15 protein-coding genes are annotated in these 19,912 nt (G+C 60.5%); 13 read left to right on the top strand and 2 right to left on the bottom strand.

Annotated elements, in window-relative coordinates:
* Positions 1-3: 3 nt before the first annotated feature.
* Positions 4-1,098 (bottom strand): DUF2333 family protein, encoded by a 1,095-nt coding sequence (locus DBP26_RS25745; RefSeq protein ID WP_108237822.1) that lies wholly within the window; start codon positions 1,096-1,098, stop codon positions 4-6.
* Between the two features lie 399 nt (positions 1,099-1,497).
* On the opposite strand from DBP26_RS25745, the gene DBP26_RS25740 reads away from it, so the two are divergent.
* The 13 genes from DBP26_RS25740 to DBP26_RS25680 all read left to right on the top strand — a co-directional run bounded on the left by DBP26_RS25740 (position 1,498) and on the right by DBP26_RS25680 (position 18,380).
* The gene (locus DBP26_RS25740) at positions 1,498-3,156 is read left to right on the top strand and encodes a PleD family two-component system response regulator (protein WP_108237821.1); all 1,659 of its coding nucleotides are present in this window, start codon (positions 1,498-1,500) and stop codon (positions 3,154-3,156) included.
* Positions 3,157-3,298: 142 nt separating this feature from the next.
* Positions 3,299-5,092 carry a protein-disulfide reductase DsbD gene (locus tag DBP26_RS25735; RefSeq protein ID WP_177411138.1) on the top strand — a complete coding sequence of 598 codons (1,794 nt, stop codon included), beginning with the start codon at positions 3,299-3,301 and terminating at the stop codon, positions 5,090-5,092.
* A 174-nt stretch (positions 5,093-5,266) separates the two neighbouring features.
* Positions 5,267-5,719 carry a type II 3-dehydroquinate dehydratase gene (aroQ, locus tag DBP26_RS25730; protein WP_108237819.1) on the top strand — a complete coding sequence of 151 codons (453 nt, stop codon included), beginning with the start codon at positions 5,267-5,269 and terminating at the stop codon, positions 5,717-5,719.
* Positions 5,720-5,797: 78 nt separating this feature from the next.
* Positions 5,798-6,262 (top strand): acetyl-CoA carboxylase biotin carboxyl carrier protein, encoded by a 465-nt coding sequence (gene accB / locus DBP26_RS25725; protein WP_108237818.1) that lies wholly within the window; start codon positions 5,798-5,800, stop codon positions 6,260-6,262.
* A 17-nt stretch (positions 6,263-6,279) separates the two neighbouring features.
* Positions 6,280-7,644: an acetyl-CoA carboxylase biotin carboxylase subunit gene (accC, locus tag DBP26_RS25720; RefSeq protein ID WP_108237817.1), complete on the top strand. Its 1,365-nt coding sequence runs from the start codon at positions 6,280-6,282 to the stop codon at positions 7,642-7,644.
* A gap of 167 nt (positions 7,645-7,811) precedes the next feature.
* Entirely contained in the window at positions 7,812-8,690 is an 879-nt protein-coding gene (gene prmA, locus DBP26_RS25715; RefSeq protein ID WP_108237816.1) for a 50S ribosomal protein L11 methyltransferase, read from the top strand.
* Positions 8,691-8,737: 47 nt separating this feature from the next.
* Positions 8,738-10,093, top strand: a complete 1,356-nt coding sequence (locus DBP26_RS25710) for a DUF3426 domain-containing protein (protein WP_108237815.1) — start codon at positions 8,738-8,740, stop codon at positions 10,091-10,093.
* Between the two features lie 281 nt (positions 10,094-10,374).
* Positions 10,375-11,388 carry a tRNA dihydrouridine synthase DusB gene (gene dusB, locus DBP26_RS25705; RefSeq protein WP_108237814.1) on the top strand — a complete coding sequence of 338 codons (1,014 nt, stop codon included), beginning with the start codon at positions 10,375-10,377 and terminating at the stop codon, positions 11,386-11,388.
* Positions 11,385-11,705, top strand: a complete 321-nt coding sequence (fis, locus tag DBP26_RS25700) for a DNA-binding transcriptional regulator Fis (RefSeq protein ID WP_007907419.1) — start codon at positions 11,385-11,387, stop codon at positions 11,703-11,705. Before dusB ends, fis begins: the two co-directional genes overlap by 4 nt.
* An 80-nt stretch (positions 11,706-11,785) precedes the next feature.
* Positions 11,786-13,387 carry a bifunctional phosphoribosylaminoimidazolecarboxamide formyltransferase/IMP cyclohydrolase gene (gene purH / locus DBP26_RS25695; RefSeq protein ID WP_108237813.1) on the top strand — a complete coding sequence of 534 codons (1,602 nt, stop codon included), beginning with the start codon at positions 11,786-11,788 and terminating at the stop codon, positions 13,385-13,387.
* A 148-nt stretch (positions 13,388-13,535) separates the two neighbouring features.
* Positions 13,536-14,831 (top strand): phosphoribosylamine--glycine ligase, encoded by a 1,296-nt coding sequence (gene purD, locus DBP26_RS25690; RefSeq protein WP_108237812.1) that lies wholly within the window; start codon positions 13,536-13,538, stop codon positions 14,829-14,831.
* A 94-nt stretch (positions 14,832-14,925) separates the two neighbouring features.
* Positions 14,926-17,721, top strand: coding sequence for a hybrid sensor histidine kinase/response regulator (locus DBP26_RS25685; protein ID WP_108237811.1), 2,796 nt, complete (start codon positions 14,926-14,928; stop codon positions 17,719-17,721).
* 62 nt (positions 17,722-17,783) lie between these two features.
* On the top strand, positions 17,784-18,380 hold the full coding sequence (locus tag DBP26_RS25680; protein WP_108237810.1) for a MarC family protein: 597 nt from the start codon (positions 17,784-17,786) through the stop codon (positions 18,378-18,380).
* Between the two features lie 186 nt (positions 18,381-18,566).
* Here the strand turns inward: DBP26_RS25680 and cobJ are convergent.
* On the bottom strand, positions 18,567-19,912 hold a 1,346-nt coding region (cobJ, locus tag DBP26_RS25675; protein WP_108237809.1), incomplete at its 5' end, for a precorrin-3B C(17)-methyltransferase.

Here is a 19,912-nt window from a genome sequence, read left to right as displayed (position 1 = left end):
CGATCAACCCTGCGACAGCAATTGACGAAGATCGATGACGGCGGCATTGGCGCGAGACAGGTAGTTGGCCATCACCAACGAGTGGTTGGCGAACACGCCGAACGGGCTGCCATTGAGGATGATCGGGCTCCACATTGGCTCTTGGGACGCCTCCAGCTCTCGAATGATCTGACGTACGCTCACCGTCGCGTTCTTCTTCGCCAGCACATCGGCAAAATCCACTTCAATGGCGCGCAGCAGATGAGAGAGCGCCCACGCCTGACCTCGGGCCTCATAGAACACGTTGTCGATTTGCATCCATGGGGTTTCGACGATTTCTTCATCGACCTGCGGAACCTCACCCGGCTTCACCGACACCTCGGACTGCGCTTCGGTTTTCAGGCTGGTGTTGAGCTTGACCCGTCCCACGCTCGCCGACAGCCGTTGCGAAAGCGAACCCAGGCGCGTACCCACGTCACCCAGCCAGTTGTTGAGATTATCGGCGCGCGTGTAGAACAGAGCGTTCTTCTGATTCGGGTCGGACAAGCGGGCCTGATAACGGCTTAGTGCCGCAATGCCATCCCGGTACTGCGACTCGCTGGAGGGCAGGACCCAACTGCGGTTATCAAAGTTGAACAGCGGTTCTGCGCGTGCCAGATCGCTGTCTTCGGCGGACTGCGACTGCGAGCGGGCGAAGTCTTTGCGCAAGGCGCGCGTCAGGTCGCGCACCTGAACGAGCACGCCGTACTCCCAGCTCGGCATGTTGTCGAGCCACAGGCCTGGCGGAAAGCGGTCGTTGGAAATATAACCGCCCGGTTTGTTGAGCAACGTCGAGACGACGCTTTTCAGGGTTTCGACGGTGGTGTACCCGATCACCATCTGTTTGCCTTCGCGCTCGGCAGCCGCCTGAGCGTTCTGTTGGACCGGAAACATCGCAGGCTCACTGCTCCACCAGATGCCCAGTGCAAGGGTGACCACCAAGTAGATGCCCACCACGGCACCGACCGCACGACTGAAGAACAGGCCGCCCCAGTAACCACGAGGCGCCTTGCCTATCGGCTTTTCTTCAACACGCTCACCTGTACCTTGAGTCTGCGAGCGTTTTTTCCAATCCAGCATGGCCTTGTCCTTTCAGTCACGGAGTTCAGTGCTTGTGACCGCAACCTTACAGCAAGGTGCGTTCGTCAGGAACGCAGCGGATGGCCCAGATGCGTTATCCACAGGTCCAAGGGCGTCATTGACCGGGTCGCCGCCTCGAGCGCCGGAGCCTGCCGAAGCCCCAGCATGCCGCCCATAAAAAGGAAGTGCGTCTAGGGTTTTTCCTGAGGAGCGTACAGGGGGGACGTTGCTCGCTTTTCTGTCAGCAATTGTTCTATCGGGGTGGAAAAGATAAAAAATTGACGCGAAAAAGCCTGAAAAAATGACAACTAAATGACTTGCGGCGCACTTAAGAAAGCAAAGTGGTGCTAGCATAGCGCCAGCATTTGCATCAGGGTTTCCCCTATAAGTAGTCAGGACATGACCGAGCCAGAAGATCCGAGTCGCGACCGCCTCAAGCATCACTTCGCCCAGCGCGTCATCCATCAAGCACGTCAAATACTTGAGGTTTGGCAACGCTTGCAGCAAAGCGAATGGTCGCTCGCAGACCTTGAAGAGCTCATTGAAGCAAACCAGCGCCTGCTGCGTTTCGCCGAACGCTTCGATCAGGTCGAGCACGCTCATTTGGCGCGCGACATCAGTCAGTCACTTTTCGAGGTGCAGGCCAACCGTGGACGACTGAGCAGTGCGCTGATCACCGATCTCAATCGGCTGATGCAGCGCCTTTCGCGCACGGGACTGCGTCACGGGGACAAGCTGGAGCACACCTCGCTGCCGCCTCTGCGCAAGCCAGTCTATGTGATGCTGCAGGATCACGAACGGGCCGAGCGCCTGGCCAAGCAGCTGGAATTCTTCGGTTTGAGCGCGCAATCGCTGGACAGCGTGGAAGCGTTCAATGCGTCACTGTCCGAGCGCCTTCCCGCTGCGATCGTGATGGACGTGGATTTCGGCGGCAACGGCGCAGGCCTGCAACTGGCAGCCAGAATGCAAGAAGGGCTGGAACAGAAGCTGCCGTTGTTGTTCTTCAGCCACCAAGAGACCGATACGCCGACGCGGTTGGCAGCCGTGAGGGCCGGTGGCGAAGAATTTCTGACCGGCACCCTGGACGCGTCGAGCCTTCTTGAGAAAATCGAAATCCTTACGCGGGTCGCTCAGTACGAGCCCTATAAGGTGCTGGTCATCGACGATTCGCGTGCTCAGGCCACGCACACGGAACGTCTGCTGAACAATGCCGGCATCGTGACGCGTACTTTGTTCGATCCAATCAAGACCATGTCCGAACTGGCCGAATTCCAGCCAGACTTGATCATCCTCGACATGTACATGCCTGGCTGCACAGGCACTGAACTGGCCAAGGTGATTCGCCACAATGACCGTTATGTCAGTGTGCCGATCATTTATCTGTCGGCTGAGGACGATCTCGACAAACAGCTCGATGCGATGAGTGAAGGCGGCGACGATTTCCTGACCAAACCGATCAAACCGCGCCACTTGATCACCACAGTGCGCAACCGTGCGGCGCGAGCGCGCAACCTCAAGGCGCGAATGGTCCGTGACAGCCTGACCGGCCTCTACAACCACACCCACATCCTCCAGTTGCTGGAAGATTGCAGCTTCCGCGCGCGTCGCGAGTGCAAACCGTTGAGCTTCGCCATGCTCGACATCGACCACTTCAAGAAAGTGAACGACACCCATGGCCACCCAATGGGTGACCGCGTGATCAAAAGCCTGGCGCTGTTTCTCAAACAACGTTTGCGCAAAACCGATTACATCGGCCGCTATGGGGGCGAAGAGTTCGCCGTGGTCATGCCTGACACGGATTTGAAAGCAGCCTATGGCGTGCTCGACGAAATCCGCCGTCGCTTCGCCGAAATCCACTACCCGGCGCAGCCAGCCGATCTGTTCTGCACCTTCAGCGCGGGCGTTGTCGAGCTGGGCGAATACGACGATGCGCTGATGATGGCCTCCCACGCGGACGAAGCCCTGTATCGGGCCAAGAAAGCCGGCCGCAATCAGGTCTACACGGTCAGCGATGATTTCATGCAGACCAGAAAGCATTCGCCGGTGGATGTCGATTAGTCACAAAGGTCTCTGACGAGGCGCTCACGACCGCAAACACAGACCGGCCACACTGCAACGGGTCATGATCGGTAACGCCTGGCACAGCCTCAGGTAGGCAAGATCCGTTATCATGCGCCGATCTTTGTATCGCGAGACCGCCATGCGCCGCCTGCTTTGTCTGATTCTCCTCACTCTCGCCCTTCCTGCGTTCAGCGCCAGCCTGCTGGACAGTCGGCCGGCATCAGGACTGGGCACCCCGGCGCTGGGCGCTTCAGCCATCGACAACAGCAAAGATTTCCTCCCGGTTCGCCAGGCCTTTCAGTTGAACCTGATCGACACCACGCCTGAGGCGATCAAGCTGCAGTTCGTCGCGACCGAGGGTTATTACCTTTACCGCCACCGCTTTCAATTCCGCACCGAACCGGCTGACATCAAGCTGGGAGCCCCGCAGTTACCGGCAGGTGAGAAAAAGCACGATGAGTATTTCGGCGATGTCGAGGTCTATCACGGCATTCTCGATGTCACCCTGCCCCGCGAATCCGCGGCCACTGGCGCGTTCACGCTGGTGGTGACCTATCAAGGCTGCGCCGACAAAGGCTTGTGCTACCCACCTGAGACCGAGCGCTTGACTATAGGCGGCGCGCCCTCCAGCGAGGCGGACATCCCCGTCAGCGACAGCAACGCCCCATTCAGTTGGAAGCAACTGGCGCTGTTCTTTCTCGCAGGCATCGGCCTGACCTTCACACCCTGCGTTCTCCCCATGTTGCCCATCCTGTCTGGCGTGGTGTTGCGCGGCCAGGTGGGCGGCCTGCGAGGCCTTTCGCTTTCCCTTGCCTACGTGCTGCCGATGGCCATCTGTTTTGCAGCGCTCGGTGCGTTGATGGGCCTATTCGGCGCCAGTCTCAATTTGCAGGCGCGGCTTCAATCTGCTTGGGTGCTCGTGCCGTTCTCCCTGTTCTTCGTCGTGTTCGCCATCGCCATGTTCGGCGTCTTCGAGTTGCGCTTGCCTCGGGCCCTCAATGACCGGCTGGATCGCATCGCAGGAAATGCACAAGGCGGATCCCTATGGGGGGCGGCGGTACTGGGCGTGGTCTCCAGCCTGCTGGTTTCGCCTTGCGTCTCCGCGCCATTGGCAGGCGCGCTTCTTTATATAAGCGCCAGCGGCGATGCGTGGGGCGGAGCATTGAAACTGTTTGCGCTGGGCCTTGGCATGGGCGCGCCGCTGGTGCTCGTCGCTACAGGTGGTGCGGCCTGGTTGCCCAAAAGCGGCCCCTGGCTGGTCACGGTCAAAAATGCGATCGGTGTTCTGCTGCTGGCCCTGGCCATCGCGTTGCTCAGCCGCGTGATTCCAGGGCAGGCCACCCTGCTCCTGCTCGGTTTGCTGTGGGCCGGGGTCGCGCTGTTTCTCGGCACGCTGGAGTTCACGAAGAAGAGCCCCCGAGCTCGCCTTGCTCAGTTGGTGGGGCTCTTCCTGCTGGTTTACGCGGTGTCCTGCTGGTACGGCGCTTTGAGCGGGCAGACCGATCCGCTCCGCCCCCTGGGCCGCGACCAGAACACGTCGATGACCGGGCAGCCCCAGGCACAGCAAGGCTGGCAAACCGTCACTCAAGTCAGTGAGTTGAAACAGCAGCTGAGCGATGCGAAGAATAACGGCACACCGGTGTTGGTGGACTGGTATGCCGATTGGTGCATCAGTTGCAAGGTCATCGAGCATGACGTGCTGCCCGATCCGAAGATCGTCAGTCAGCTGAAGGGATTTCGCCTGATTCGCTTCGACATGACCGATAGCAATGCCGAGCAGCGCGCTTTACTCGATCACTACAAGCTGTTCGGTCCGCCAGCGTTGCTATTTTTCGGAAAAGACGGCAACGAGCTTGAAAATGTCCGTGTTGTCGGCGAAATCGACGTCGAAGGGCTCGCAGAGCGCCTTTCTAGAGCAAATGACCAAATTTAGCCACTTAGTCACAAACTTTGCGCAAACATCGCTCATCGTGCTTACATTGTCGATATCTGGGTCGGTAACTGGACAGTCCATTGCGCTTTCCGGCATAGTCCCGGCGCAATAAACGCTCATCTCAGGCGAATGCCTGGGTGTAAGCGACGGCTAGCAGACAACAAGGAACACTCAATGGCGACTTTTCTGGTCCTGCACGGGCCCAACCTGAACTTGCTAGGGACCCGCGAACCGGGGATCTACGGCTCGATCACGTTGGCCGACATCAATCAGGACCTCGAAACGCGCGCTCGCGAAGCGGGCCACCATCTGATGTACCTTCAGAGCAACGCCGAGTACGAGTTGATCGATCGCATTCACGCAGCCCGCGATGAAGGCGTGGACTTCATTCTGATCAACCCGGCGGCTTTTACTCACACAAGTGTTGCAATACGTGACGCATTGCTGGGAGTGAGCATCCCATTCATCGAAGTGCACCTCTCGAACGTGCACAAACGCGAACCTTTCCGCCATCACTCCTATTTTTCAGATGTTGCCGTAGGAGTGATCTGCGGCCTTGGCGCCAGCGGTTACCGACTGGCCCTGGAGGCCGCCATGGAACAACTGGCCACCCGTTCGCAGGCGTGAGCGGCACGGTTTAGCACTGAGCCACGCAGCCCGAACCGGCTACTGAATTACCCCTGACCGTCCCCTGGGAGTTGATTAATGGATATCCGTAAAGTCAAGAAACTGATCGAACTGCTGGAAGAGTCTGGCATCGACGAGCTGGAGATCAAGGAAGGCGAGGAGTCCGTCCGTATCAGCCGCCACAGCAAGGCGCCAGCGCAGCAGTACTACGCACCGGCACCAGCCGCCGCTCCGGTTGCTGCCCCGGCACCAGCCGCCGCTCCCGTTGCCGCTTCCGCCGACGCGCCGGCCGCCGCACCGAAACTGAACGGCACCGTGGCTCGCTCGCCAATGGTCGGCACCTTCTATCGCAAAGCGTCGCCCACCTCGCCAGCTTTCGTTGAAGTCGGCCAGTCGGTGAAGAAAGGCGACACCCTGTGCATCGTCGAAGCGATGAAAATGATGAACCACATCGAAGCCGAAACCAGCGGCGTGATCGAGTCCATCCTCGTCGAAGACGGCCAGCCGGTTGAGTTTGACCAGCCGCTGTTCACCATCGTTTGAACCGCGGAGTTTCTGTGATGACGAATCCTGCGAAGTTGGAAAAAGTACTGATCGCCAACCGCGGTGAAATCGCCCTGCGGATCCTGCGTGCCTGCAAAGAGCTGGGCATCAAGACCGTCGCCGTGTATTCGAAGGCCGACAAGGAGCTGATGCACCTGGGTCTGGCGGACGAATCGGTGTGCATCGGTCCGGCATCGGCCGCTCAGTCCTACCTGCACATCCCGGCCATCATCGCCGCCGCCGAAGTCACCGGCGCCACGGCTATTCACCCGGGCTACGGCTTCCTGGCGGAAAACGCCGACTTCGCCGAGCAGGTCGAGAAATCCGGTTTTGCCTTCATCGGCCCGAACGCTGACGTCATTCGCCTGATGGGCGACAAGGTGTCGGCCAAGGACGCAATGATCAAGGCCGGTGTTCCGACCGTTCCAGGTTCCGACGGCCCGCTGCCGGAAGACGAAGCGGAAGCACTGCGCATCGGCCGTGAAGTGGGCTACCCAGTGATCATCAAGGCCGCTGGCGGCGGCGGTGGTCGCGGCATGCGCGTGGTGCACAAGGAAGAAGACCTGATCGCTTCTGCCAAACTGACCCGTTCCGAAGCGGGCGCGGCATTCGGCAACCCGATGGTTTACCTGGAGAAGTTCCTGACCAACCCGCGCCACGTGGAAGTTCAGGTGCTGTCCGATGGCCAGGGCCACGCGATTCACCTGGGCGACCGCGATTGCTCCCTGCAACGCCGTCACCAAAAGGTGCTGGAAGAAGCGCCAGCGCCAGGCATCGACGAAAAAGCCCGCGCTGAAGTGCTGGCCCGCTGCGTCAAGGCGTGCATTGACATTGGCTACCGCGGTGCCGGTACGTTCGAATTCCTGTACGAAAACGGCGCGTTCTATTTCATCGAAATGAACACCCGCGTTCAGGTCGAGCACCCAGTGTCCGAAATGGTCACCGGTATCGACATCGTCAAGGAGATGCTGAGCATCGCCGCTGGCAACAAGCTGTCGTACACCCAGGATGACGTGAAGATTCACGGCCATGCGCTGGAGTGCCGGATCAACGCCGAAGACCCGCGCACCTTCATGCCAAGCCCTGGCACGGTCAAGCATTTCCATGCCCCGGGCGGTAACGGCGTTCGCGTCGATTCGCACCTGTACAGCGGCTATGCGGTGCCACCGAACTACGACTCCCTGATCGGTAAACTGATCACTTGGGGCGCGACCCGCGACGAGGCCATGGCCCGTATGCGTAACGCACTGGATGAGATCGTGGTCGACGGCATCAAGACCAACATCCCGCTGCACCGTGATCTGACCCGTGACCCAGGCTTCTGCAAGGGCGGTGTCAACATTCACTATCTGGAACACAAGCTGGCCGGTGAGAAACACTGATCCACCCAGTAACACTGCAGATACGACAAAGCCGCTTTCGAGCGGCTTTGTCGTTTTCCAGACCTGCCCCATCAGCCTCTTTGTTGTTTTTCCCCGAACCCCGTAAACTTGCCGGTCTTTCGCGACATTGCGTCGCCTGTCATCTTTTCATTCGAAGGTAATACGCCATGCCTTGGCTGCAAGTCCGTCTCGCCATCAGCCCGGAACAAGCCGAAACCTACGAAGATGCGCTCCTTGAGGTCGGCGCGGTGTCCGTGACCTTCATGGACGCTGAAGATCAGCCCATCTTCGAACCGGAACTCAACACCACGCCGCTGTGGACCCACACCCATCTGCTGGCCTTGTTCGAAGCTGATACTGACGCCGCCCTGGCCCTCGCCCATCTCAAGCTGCTGACCGGGGCCGAATTGCCCGAGCACAGCCATGAAGTCATCGAGGACCAGGATTGGGAACGCAGCTGGATGGACAATTTTCAGCCCATGCGTTTCGGCCAGCGCCTGTGGATCGTACCCAGCTGGCATGCCGCGCCCGAGCCCAACGCCGTCAACCTGTTGCTGGATCCAGGGCTGGCGTTCGGTACCGGCACCCACCCCACCACCGCCCTGTGCCTGGAATGGCTGGACGGCCAGGATCTGAGCGATAGCCACGTGCTGGATTTCGGCTGTGGCTCGGGCATTCTCGCCATCGCCGCCCTGCTGCTGGGTGCGAAACATGCCGTGGGCACCGACATCGACGTGCAGGCATTGGAAGCCTCGCGTGAAAACGCTGGCCGTAATCACGTACCCGCCGAAAAATTCCCGCTGTACTTGCCGCCGGATCTGCCTCAAGAGCCGGCTGACGTGTTGGTGGCGAATATCCTGGCCGGGCCGCTGGTCTCGCTGGCACCTCAGTTGAGCCGCCTGGTCAAACCGGGTGGGCGTCTGGCGCTGTCCGGCATCCTGGCCGAGCAAGGCGATGAAGTGGCCGCCGCCTACGCCGACGCCTTCGAGCTTGACCCAATCGCCAATCGCGACGGCTGGGTGCGCATTTCCGGCCGCCGTCGCTGATACACACTGACCGCAACCCATAAGGGCTTCCAACCCCGGATAACCGCATGACCGATAGCTTCGTCACTCAGTGCCCTCACTGCCAGACCAGTTTCCGCGTCAGCCACGCTCAGTTGAGCGTGGCGCGGGGGATGGTTCGTTGCGGCTCCTGCCTGCAGGTGTTCAATGCAGCGAAACAACTGCTGGAAAAAAGTGCCCAGGCGCTAACGTCGACCGCTGCCCCAACGTCAGCACCGGCACAGAGCGACCCGCAGCCAGCGATCATTGCACCGCACTCTGTCACCGTCGCACAGCCTGCCCCGCCGCCCGCCCGGCAGGCCGATCACACGGTCGATCTGGACAGCCTTGACCTGGACGACCTGGATGTCGAACTCGCCCGCCTGGAGCAACGCGAAATCCAACTGCCGGAATCCTTCGGCCGCGCCCAGCCATCGAAAGAGCATGAAGTCGAATCCTTCAGTGCCCGCCGGGATGAACCGGACGTGGCGCCCGAAGACTGGAACCCAGCCCTCAGTCACGACGACATCAACCGGCTGCCGGAGCTGCGGGCTGAGGTGGTGGAAGAGCGTGGAGACCCGCTGGAGTCCGACGCACGGCAAGAGCCCATCGTGGGCGAAGCGTCTGACCCTGATGACCATCGCACCGAACCTTCGCTGTCCATGGCGTCAGACGCGGTGGACGACGAACGTTATCCTTCAGAGCACGTCCGTGCGACTGAAAACGCCCAAAGTGCGGCCCCTGCCGAGCGGCTGTCGGCGCTGGACGACGAGGACGATCACCCTTCCGCCCGACACGAGATCGATGAGGATGACGGGCCGAGCCTTGGCAAGGGCAAGCGCAGTGAACCGGGCTTGCGCGATCAGGCGCTGCTGGACCTGATGGACGACCCGCTGCAACTGTCCTGGCAAAAACCCAAGCCTCGCTGGGGCCGCCGCCTGCTGTGGCTGGCTCTTGCACTGATCGCGCTGGGCGCCCTCGCGGGGCAGTACGTGTGGTATCACTTCGATGAACTGGCGCGACAGGACCAGTACCGGCCCTGGTTTCAGGACATTTGCCCGCAGGTCGGCTGCAAGGTGCCTTCCAAGGTCGACATCAAACTGCTCAAGAGCAGCAACCTCGTCGTGCGCAGTCACCCCGAGTTTCAGGGGGCCCTGGTCGTCGACGCGATCATCTATAACCGCGCCTCGTTCTCTCAACCGTTTCCCCTGCTGGAGCTGCGTTTCGCCGATACCAATGGTCAGTTGATTGCCAGTCGTCGGTTCAAACCGGGGGAATACTTGAGTGGCGAGCTGGCGGGAAAGGACGAAATGCCGCCCCAGACGCCCATTCATATCGCCTTGGACATTCTGGACCCCGGTCCCAAAGCGGTGAATTACAGTTTGAGTTTCCGCTCGCCGGAGTAGACTTCTCCACGGGCCAAGATGATGCTGCCCCAGCGCCACGCGCCAAAATGCGGCACAGAGCCATCAGCATTCCACTGACGCTTTCGGCCATCAAGCGAACCGTGACCTAACCGTTCGCGATAAGAATGCAGCTGTTCAGATTTTATCCAATTCAGCCTTTATCCAGTCATCGAGAGCGGGTATCATGCCCACCCTTTTTCATACTCTGGGTCCCGTCTGAACAGTTGCCTAAGCACTTTTCGGACCAGGCTTCGTGATTCGGCCCCACAACAGGTCACCCTATGTCGGCGGTACGCATCGGCCCCTATACATTGCAAAACGGCTTGATACTCGCCCCAATGGCGGGCGTCACTGACCAGCCGTTCCGCCAGCTCTGTCGCCAACTCGGCGCGGGCCTGGTGGTGTCGGAAATGGTCACCAGTGACATGAGCCTGTGGAACAGCCGCAAATCGCGGCTTCGCATGATTCATGAAGGCGATCCCGAGCCCCGCTCGGTCCAGATCGCCGGTGGTGATCCGCAAATGCTTGCAGATGCGGCGCGTGCCAACGTCGAACTTGGCGCACAGATCATCGATATCAACATGGGTTGCCCAGCCAAGAAGGTCTGCAACAAGGCTGCTGGCTCTGCGCTGTTGAAAGATGAGCAGTTGGTGACCGAAATCCTGCACGCGGTAGTCGCGGCAGTCGAGGTACCGGTCACCCTGAAGATTCGCACTGGCTGGGACCGGGCGAACAAGAACGGTATGACCATTGCCCGAATCGCCGAACAGGCGGGTATTCAGGCATTGGCGGTGCATGGGCGTACCCGTGCGGACCTGTACACCGGCGAAGCCGAATACGACACCATCGCCGCCATCAAACAGGCGGTGTCGATCCCGGTTTTCGCCAATGGCGATATCGATTCACCGGAAAAGGCCCGGCACGTGCTGCATGCGACCGGCGCCGATGGACTGCTGATTGGCCGGGCCGCTCAAGGGCGCCCATGGATTTTTCGCGAGATAGAACACTTCCTGCGCACCGGAGAAAAACTTCCGGCGCTGGCATTGGATGAAGTGGAACGCATTCTGCTAGAGCATCTGGCCGCGCTTCACACGTTCTATGGCGACGTGATGGGCGTGCGGATCGCCCGCAAGCACGTCGGCTGGTACCTCGCAACCCTGCCGGGCGCCAGGGAGTTTCGTGCCCTTTTCAATCGTTTGGAAGATACGGAAGCACAGTGCGCCAACGTTCGGGACTTCTTTGCCGAACGCCAAAAAAGCCCGGTAGCAGGGAACGAACAAGAGGTGGCCGCATGACGATGATGACTGAGACTTTAGTGAGTGGAACAACACCCGTGAGCGACAACGTCAATTTGAAACAGCACCTCAACACGCCGAGCGAAGAGGGTCAGACCCTGCGCGGCAGCGTTGAAAAGGCGCTGCACAATTATTTCGCTCACCTGGAAGGTGCTGCCGTCACTGATGTCTACAACCTGGTGCTCTCGGAAGTCGAAGCACCGTTGCTTGAGTGCGTGATGAACTACGTCAAGGGCAACCAGACCAAAGCCTCCGAGCTGCTGGGCCTGAACCGTGGCACCCTGCGCAAGAAGCTCAAGCAGTACGATTTGCTGTAAGCCGCCCACACACAAAAAGCGACCTCACTCGATGCGGTCGTTTTTTTTGCTGAACCCTTTAGCTTTTGATGGAAGTTGAGATGACCGACCAGACGACCCGCCTGCCGATCCGCCGCGCCTTGATCAGCGTTTCCGACAAAACCGGAATCCTTGAATTCGCCCGTGAACTCGAAACCCTGGGTGTCGAGATCCTGTCCACTGGCGGCACGTTCAAACTGCTCAAGGACAACGGCGTCGCTGCAGTCGAAGTCGCGGACTACACCGGCTTCGCAGAGATGATGGACGGACGGGTCAAGACCCTGCACCCGAAAATCCATGGCGGTATCCTCGGCCGTCGCGGCACCGACGACGCCATCATGGCCGAGCACGGGATCAAGCCGATCGACCTGGTGGCGGTGAATCTGTACCCATTCGAAGCCACGGTCTCCAAACCTGGCTGCGATCTGCCGACAGCCATCGAGAACATCGACATCGGCGGCCCGACCATGGTCCGCTCGGCGGCGAAAAACCACAAAGACGTGGCCATCGTGGTCAACGCCAGTGATTACGGCCAGGTGGTGGACAGCCTGAAAGCCGGTGGCCTGACCTACGCCCAGCGCTTCGACCTGATGCTCAAGGCGTTCGAGCACACCGCCGCCTACGACGGCATGATCGCCAACTACCTGGGCAGCATCGATCAGCGCGCCGACACCCTGTCGACCGAAGGCCGTAGCCAATTCCCCCGCACTTTCAACACCCAGTTCATCAAGGCTCAGGAAATGCGCTATGGCGAGAACCCGCACCAGAGCGCGGCGTTCTACGTGGAAGCCAAACCTGCCGAAGTCGGTATCGCCACCGCGACTCAGCTTCAAGGCAAGGAACTGTCGTACAACAACGTGGCCGATACCGATGCCGCGCTGGAGTGCGTCAAGAGCTTCGTCAAGCCTGCCTGCGTCATCGTCAAGCACGCCAACCCGTGCGGCGTCGCGGTCAGCCCGGAAGGCGGCATCCGCCAGGCCTACGAATTGGCTTACGCCACCGACAGCGAGTCGGCCTTCGGCGGCATCATTGCCTTCAACCGGGAACTGGATGCTGAAACCGCCAAAGCCATCGTCGAGCGCCAGTTCGTCGAAGTGATCATCGCCCCTTCCGTGAGTGCCGAAGCGCAAGCCATCGTTGCCAGCAAAGCCAATGTGCGCCTGCTGACCAGCGGCCAATGGGCTGCCGAGCGTGTACCGGCCTGGGATTACAAGCGCGTCAATGGTGGGCTGCTGGTACAGAGCCGAGACAACGGCATGATCACCGCCGACGACCTGAAGGTCGTCACCCAACGCGCCCCAAGCGAGCAGGAAATCCATGATCTGATCTTCGCCTGGAAAGTGGCGAAATACGTCAAGTCAAACGCCATCGTTTACGCCAAGAATCGCCAGACCATCGGTGTCGGCGCAGGCCAGATGAGCCGGGTGAACTCGGCGCGCATCGCCGCCATCAAGGCCGAACACGCGGGTCTTCAGGTCGCCGGTTCCGTGATGGCATCGGACGCCTTTTTCCCATTTCGTGACGGCCTGGACAACGCTGCCAAGGTGGGTATCACCGCAGTGATCCAGCCGGGTGGCTCGATGCGTGACGCGGAAGTCATCGCGGCAGCCGACGAAGCTGGTATCGCGATGGTGTTCACTGGCATGCGCCACTTCCGCCACTGAGTTATGAAATCGGCCGCACTGGCGCAGGCGTCTGCTGCGCCATTGCGACCTCGTGATGCGGTGAGGCATTCCCACGTGGAGCGTGGGAACGATCAACCGTCACACCGGCGAATGCCCCAAACAGAATTAGCGTCATCGAGGTTTTGAAATGAACGTACTCATCATCGGCAGCGGTGGCCGCGAACACGCGCTGGCCTGGAAGGTTGCACAGGACGCCCGCGTGCAAAAGGTTTTCGTTGCGCCAGGCAACGCTGGAACGGCCATCGAAGCCAAGTGCGAAAACGTCGCAATCGATGTGCTGGCACTGGAACAACTGGCGGATTTCGCTGAAAAGAACGTCTCGCTGACCATCGTCGGCCCTGAAGTCCCCTTGGTCGCCGGTGTGGTTGACCTGTTCCGTTCCCGCGGCCTGGACTGTTTCGGTCCGACTCAAGGCGCTGCGCAACTGGAAGGTTCGAAAGCGTTCACCAAGGATTTCCTGGCGCGCCACAAGATTCCAACCGCTGACTACCAGAACTTCACCGAGATCGAGCCTGCGCTGGCTTACCTGCAGGAAAAAGGCGCACCGATCGTGATCAAGGCCGATGGCCTGGCTGCGGGCAAGGGTGTGATCGTCGCGATGACCCTGGAAGAAGCCGAAGCGGCCGTGCGTGACATGCTGGCGGGCAACGCGTTCGGCGACGCTGGTTCGCGCGTGGTGATCGAAGAATTCCTGGATGGCGAAGAAGCCAGCTTCATCGTCATGGTCGACGGCAAGAATGTACTGCCGATGGCCACCAGCCAGGACCACAAACGTGTCGGCGATGGCGATAGCGGCCCGAATACCGGTGGCATGGGTGCCTATTCGCCAGCCCCCGTGGTCACTGCCGAGGTGCATCAGCGCGTGATGGACCAGGTGATCTGGCCGACTGTCAGAGGGATGGCCGAGGAAGGTAACGTTTATACCGGTTTCCTCTATGCTGGTCTCATGATCGACAAGGCCGGAAATCCCAAGGTCATCGAGTTCAACTGCCGTTTTGGTGATCCGGAAACCCAGCCGGTGATGCTGCGTCTCCAATCGAGTCTGGTCTTGCTGGTCGAAGCCGCTTTGGCGCAAGCTCTGGACAAAGTGGAAGCCCAATGGGACTCGCGTCCCAGCCTTGGCATCGTGCTGGCCGCAGGCGGCTACCCCGGCGATTACGCCAAGGGCGCGGCCATCCATGGCCTGGACGCAGCGGCAACATTGCCGGGTAAGGTTTTCCATGCCGGTACTGCATTGAAGGATGGCCAGGTGGTAACCTCCGGCGGTCGAGTTCTGTGCGCCACGGCACTGGGTGACAGCGTTGGCGACGCTCAGAAACAGGCCTACGCGCTGGCTGCAAAGATTGATTGGGAAGGTTGTTTCTACCGCAAGGACATTGGCTACCGCGCCATTGCCCGGGAACGCGGCGAACATCTGGAGTAACGCCGGCTTCGGACAATCGCCTGGAAACAGGCGATCGTCCGATCGTCCACGGCCGCACCAGAGTAACTGGCTTCATTCACGAAGGGATTTCGCCGTGCGCTGGCTCAGGATTGCCACTTGTTCGATCATCGCCATGATGACCCTGCTCTGTATGCCGCCTTCGACCGCGGCGGTGAGTGCAGGATGGTCGACGCTTGTCGACGACCAGGCCAACCTTCAGCTCAGCGACGTTCGTTCTCCTCACTATGACTCTCAGTTCGGTCCTGTCGAGCTGGGTCAGATTCGCGCCTTCAGCCGCGATGCCGCCCTCTGGCTGCATTACCGGCTCGCTCCAACCCCTCATGAGCAACTGGTGCGCATTTTCGCACCTGACCTTGCGACCGTGGACATGTACGTCCTCAACGGGGAATCGTTGATCGATCATTTGCGTTCGGGCAACAAAGTCCCGCGCGCCCAGCAACCGCTCCCCTCCGTCGACTTTCTCCTGCCTATACCGCAGAGCAGCACTCCGCTGGATATCTACCTGCGCCTGAAATCCGACCAGGAACTGCGACCGAACATTTCACTGGAATCTGCCGTGTCCAGCGCTGCGGATGAACATCGCCCGCTCCTGCTCGGCCTGTTCTTCGGCTCGCTGATCATGTTGATCGTGCAGAACATCACCCGCTACGCGCAATCGCGCTCGGTCAGCAGCCTGTGGCTGGCCGCCTGTGAAGCGTGCCTGGGGCTTAGCGCATTCCTGCTGTTGAACCTGCAGGCACTGTGGCTGCCGCACTGGCATCTGGCGCAAACGCCAAGCGCCCATCTTGCGCTGCTCATGGCCGCGGCGACCGGGCTGATGTACACCCAATGTTTCTTTGTCCAGCGAGGTGCCGAATTCCTCAACAGGCTGCTGATGGGCGTACTGTTGATCGTGGGGTTCGGCGGTCTGCTGGTGCTGTTCGTCGATAACCTGCCGCTCAATATCATGACGTTCCTGTTGGTCGCGCTCACCACGCTGACCATCACCCTGGTGTCGATCTATCACCTGCAAAGAGGCTACACACCGGCGCGCCCCTTCGTGATCGCGATGATCGCCTTCAATCTGGGGAACCTGGTGATTCTTCCCGCATTGCTTTGGCTGACGACCCTTCCCGCCCAGACGCTGATCATCGCCGTGATGGGTATGTTCTGCCTCTGTGGCCTGCTGATGAGCATTGCCTTGAGCGAGCGCCATCGCAGCATTACCGAAGACAACTTCAGCATCAGCCGAGAACTGGCGGCCAGTACCGCAGAGATCAACGCCAAGGCCGAATTTCTGGCCAAGATCAGCCATGAGATCCGCACCCCCATGAACGGCGTGCTGGGCATGACCGAGTTGCTGCTCGGAACACCGCTATCGGTGAAACAGCGCGACTACGTTCAAACCATCCACAGCGCGGGCAATGAACTGCTGACGCTGATCAACGAGATTCTCGACATCACCAAGCTGGAGTCGGGGCAGATCGAGCTGGACGATGTGCAGTTCGACCTCAACGCGATGATCGAAGACTGCCTGAATATCTTCCGGGCGAAAGCCGAGCAGCAACGCGTGGAGCTCATCAGTTTTATTCAGCCGCAAGTGCCGCGGGTGATCAGCGGCGATCCGACGCGGCTTCGTCAGACGCTGCTGAGCCTGCTCGAAAACGCACTGAAAATGACTGACGAAGGCGAGATCCTGCTGGTGGTCGCGCTCGACTCACGGGGCGGCAAACCGCGGCTGCGCATTGCCGTTCAGGACAGCGGCACGCCGCTCACCGCCAAGGAGCGCGACGCGCTGCTGCACGCCGAGTTGCACAGCAAGAATTTTCTCGCCGCCAGCAAGGTGGGCGGCCATCTGGGCCTCGTCATTGCCCGCCAGTTGATTTTGTTGATGAATGGCGAGTTCGGTATTCAGAGCGGCGCCAGCCAAGGCAGCACACTGTGGCTCAGCTTGCCTCTGGATGCCGATCGGCTGGAGCAACCGCCTGCCGATCTGGACAGCCCTCTCAAAGGCGCACGCGTGCTGGTGGTGGACGATAACGACACCTGTCGCAAAGTGCTGGTCCAGCAATGCAGCGCGTGGGGGCTGAACGTCAGCGCAGTGCCTTCGGGCAAGGAAGCGCTCGCCCTGCTGCGCACCAAAGCCCACCTGCGCGACTACTTCGACATCGTCCTGCTGGATCAGAACATGCCCGGCATGACCGGGATGCAACTGGCGGCGAAAATCAAAGAAGACCCGAGCCTGAACCATGACATTCTGCTGATCATGCTCACCGGCATCAGCAACGCGCCGAGCAAAGTCATCGCCCGCAACGCAGGGGTCAAGCGCATCCTCGCCAAGCCAGTGGCAGGGTACACGCTCAAGACCACGCTGGCCGATGAACTCAACCAGCGCAACAAAGGGCAGGCTGCGTATCTCTCGGTGCCAGCCCCCGTTCCGGAAGTCGACGTCCCCAGTGATTTCCGCATTCTCGTGGCCGAGGACAACAGTATTTCCACCAAAGTCATCCGTGGCATGCTCGGCAAGCTCAACCTGCAACCGGACACGGCCAGCAATGGCGAGGAAGCGCTGAGGGCAATGAAGGCGCAGCGTTATGACCTGGTTCTGATGGATTGCGAAATGCCCATTCTCGATGGCTTTTCGGCAACGCAGCAATTGCGGGCCTGGGAGGTGGGCAACCAGCGGCTGCGTACGCCCGTGGTGGCATTGACCGCGCACATTCTGGCGGAACACAAGGACCGCGCCCGGCAGGCCGGCATGGACGGGCACATGTCCAAACCCGTAGAGCTTTCGCAACTGCGCGAACTGGTTGAGTACTGGGTCGAACAACGGGCGCGCACGCCGGTGAGCGATGAGCCGGACGAACGGAATCGCTATCAGCGAAACTGACGCTCGGTCGGCGGCGCCTGATAGACTGCCCCGGTCCGAATCTGTCACCACGAGCCCACCCCATGCTTCATGTGCTGTTCAGCGTTTATCTGAAGATGCTGGTGCTTTACAGCCCGTTCTTCGTCCTGTCCTGCTTCATCAGCCTGAGCCGCGGCTATACCCGCAAGGAGCGACGCCATCTGGCCTGGAAAGTCGCCTTCGCCACCTTGGTGGCCAGCGTGTTGCTGTACTTGTTCGGACGAGTGATTTTCAGTGTGTTCGGGATCACCGCCGACGCCTTCCGCATAGGCGCGGGCAGCGTGCTATTCATCTCGGCGCTGGGCATGGCGCAGGGCAAATCAGGTGTGCAGACGGACAACGTTCAGCAGGACGTGACCATCGTCCCGCTGACGATCCCCATCACCGTCGGCCCAGGCACCATCGGCGCGCTGCTGGTGATGGGCGTCAGCCAGCCCCATTGGGACGACAAGCTGACCGCCATCGTGAGTATCGCCCTGGCCAGCTTCACCGTGGGCGTCGTGCTTTATCTGTCCAATAGCATCGAGCGCATCCTGGGTGAACAAGGGTTGCAGATCGTCAGCCGCTTGATGGGGCTGTTCGTCTGCGCCCTGGCAGCACAGATCATTTTCACGGGGATCAGGGGCTATCTGATCCAGTGAGCGAACGACCCGCCAGCCCTACAGTTGGGTGATCGCGTGGTGCGCCTCACGTGCCAGATAGCGAGCGATGGCCTCTCGGTAGGGCGCACATCGTCAGTCAGCATTTGAGGGGCTACGTCAGCCGATACTTGATTATTTCCCGTCTGGTCCTATCTGACTTCGAGCTTTTTCCGACCTTCGACATCTTCATTTCCCAGGCTTGGCGCCATACCAGCGGGGCGTGTAGACCCATTGAGCGCCATCGCCGCGCGGGAAGGTGCAGGTCAGCGACGAACCAACCAGCACCATGGTCCGCATGTCCACCTGCTCAGCGGTGAGCTCGGCGAGGGTAGTGACGCGCAGTGTCTGCCCCGGACGGCCGATGTCACGCCCCAGCGTGACGGGTGTTTCAGGACGACGATGCTGGCGCACGATCTCCAGCGCCCGTCCCAATTGCCACGGACGCGAGCGGGAAATGGGATTGTAGAAGGCCAGCGCCAGATCGGCCTGACACGCCAGTTCCAGACGCTTTTCGATGATGTCCCAAGGCTTGAGGTTGTCCGAAAGCGACATCACGCAGAAATCGTGGCCCAACGGGGCGCCCGCCTGTGCGGCGGTAGCCAAGGACGCCGAGACGCCTGGCAGTATTTCGAGGTCCACCGCGTGCCACTGCGGATTGTCGGACTCGTGCAGCGCCTCCAGCACCGCCGCCGCCATGGCGAACACTCCGGGATCGCCCGAAGACACCACGACCACCGAGCGCCCTTCGGCTGCCAGCTCGAAGGCATGGCGAGCACGTTGCATCTCTTCGCGGTTATCGGTGCAATGCAGCACCTGATCGGCTCGGAAGGGGCCAGCCATTCGCACGTAGGTCTCATAGCCCAGCACATCGTTGGCACGCGTGAGTTCGGCCTTCACGGCAGGGATCATGAATTCGGCAGCGCCCGGCCCCAACCCGATTACCGCCAGGCGTCCACGCCCTCGCCCCACCTGTTCAACCTCCAGCGGCTGTGGCGCCACCGCAATGGCGACGCCATCGACCGTTGCAAGCACTGACGACCCGTGCGGCGAGGCCCGCTGCGCCATGTCGCCAGGTACAGCATGCGCCGTGAAGCGTACCGGCACACCCAAGGCCGCGGCGGCAGCGTGCAGCGCAGAGTGCGCCATGTCGCGCTCGCTCGCCAGCAGGCAGGCCACTGCCTGTACGGCGATGCGCGAATCACGCAACGCGGCACGTACGACATCAACCAGGTTTTCCACCGACGCGTCCACCGCGATCAACACGTTTCGCGGGTAAATCAGCAATTCATTGGCAGACGGCTCCCGTTCGAGGCAGCTCACATGAATCGCCAGGTTCGCCTGATCGTCCTGCGGCAGTTGCGCCTGCGCCAGCCAGGGTGCGGTGCCTTCCACGCGGACGGACTCACCTGAAAGCAGGTTCGACACGAAACGCTTGCCCAGCTCAAGGTCACCCAGCGAATAGCCCGCAGGTGGATTGAGCAGGCAGGTGCCAAAGCGCAACTCGCCACTGGTGGTGATGGCCGCGTCAGTTT

The sequence above is a fragment of the Pseudomonas sp. RIT409 genome (assembly GCF_003052515.2).
Lineage (GTDB): Bacteria > Pseudomonadota > Gammaproteobacteria > Pseudomonadales > Pseudomonadaceae > Aquipseudomonas.
The sequence above is the reverse complement of the archived record's forward strand: the minus strand, read 5'-3'. Positions and strand labels throughout refer to the sequence as shown.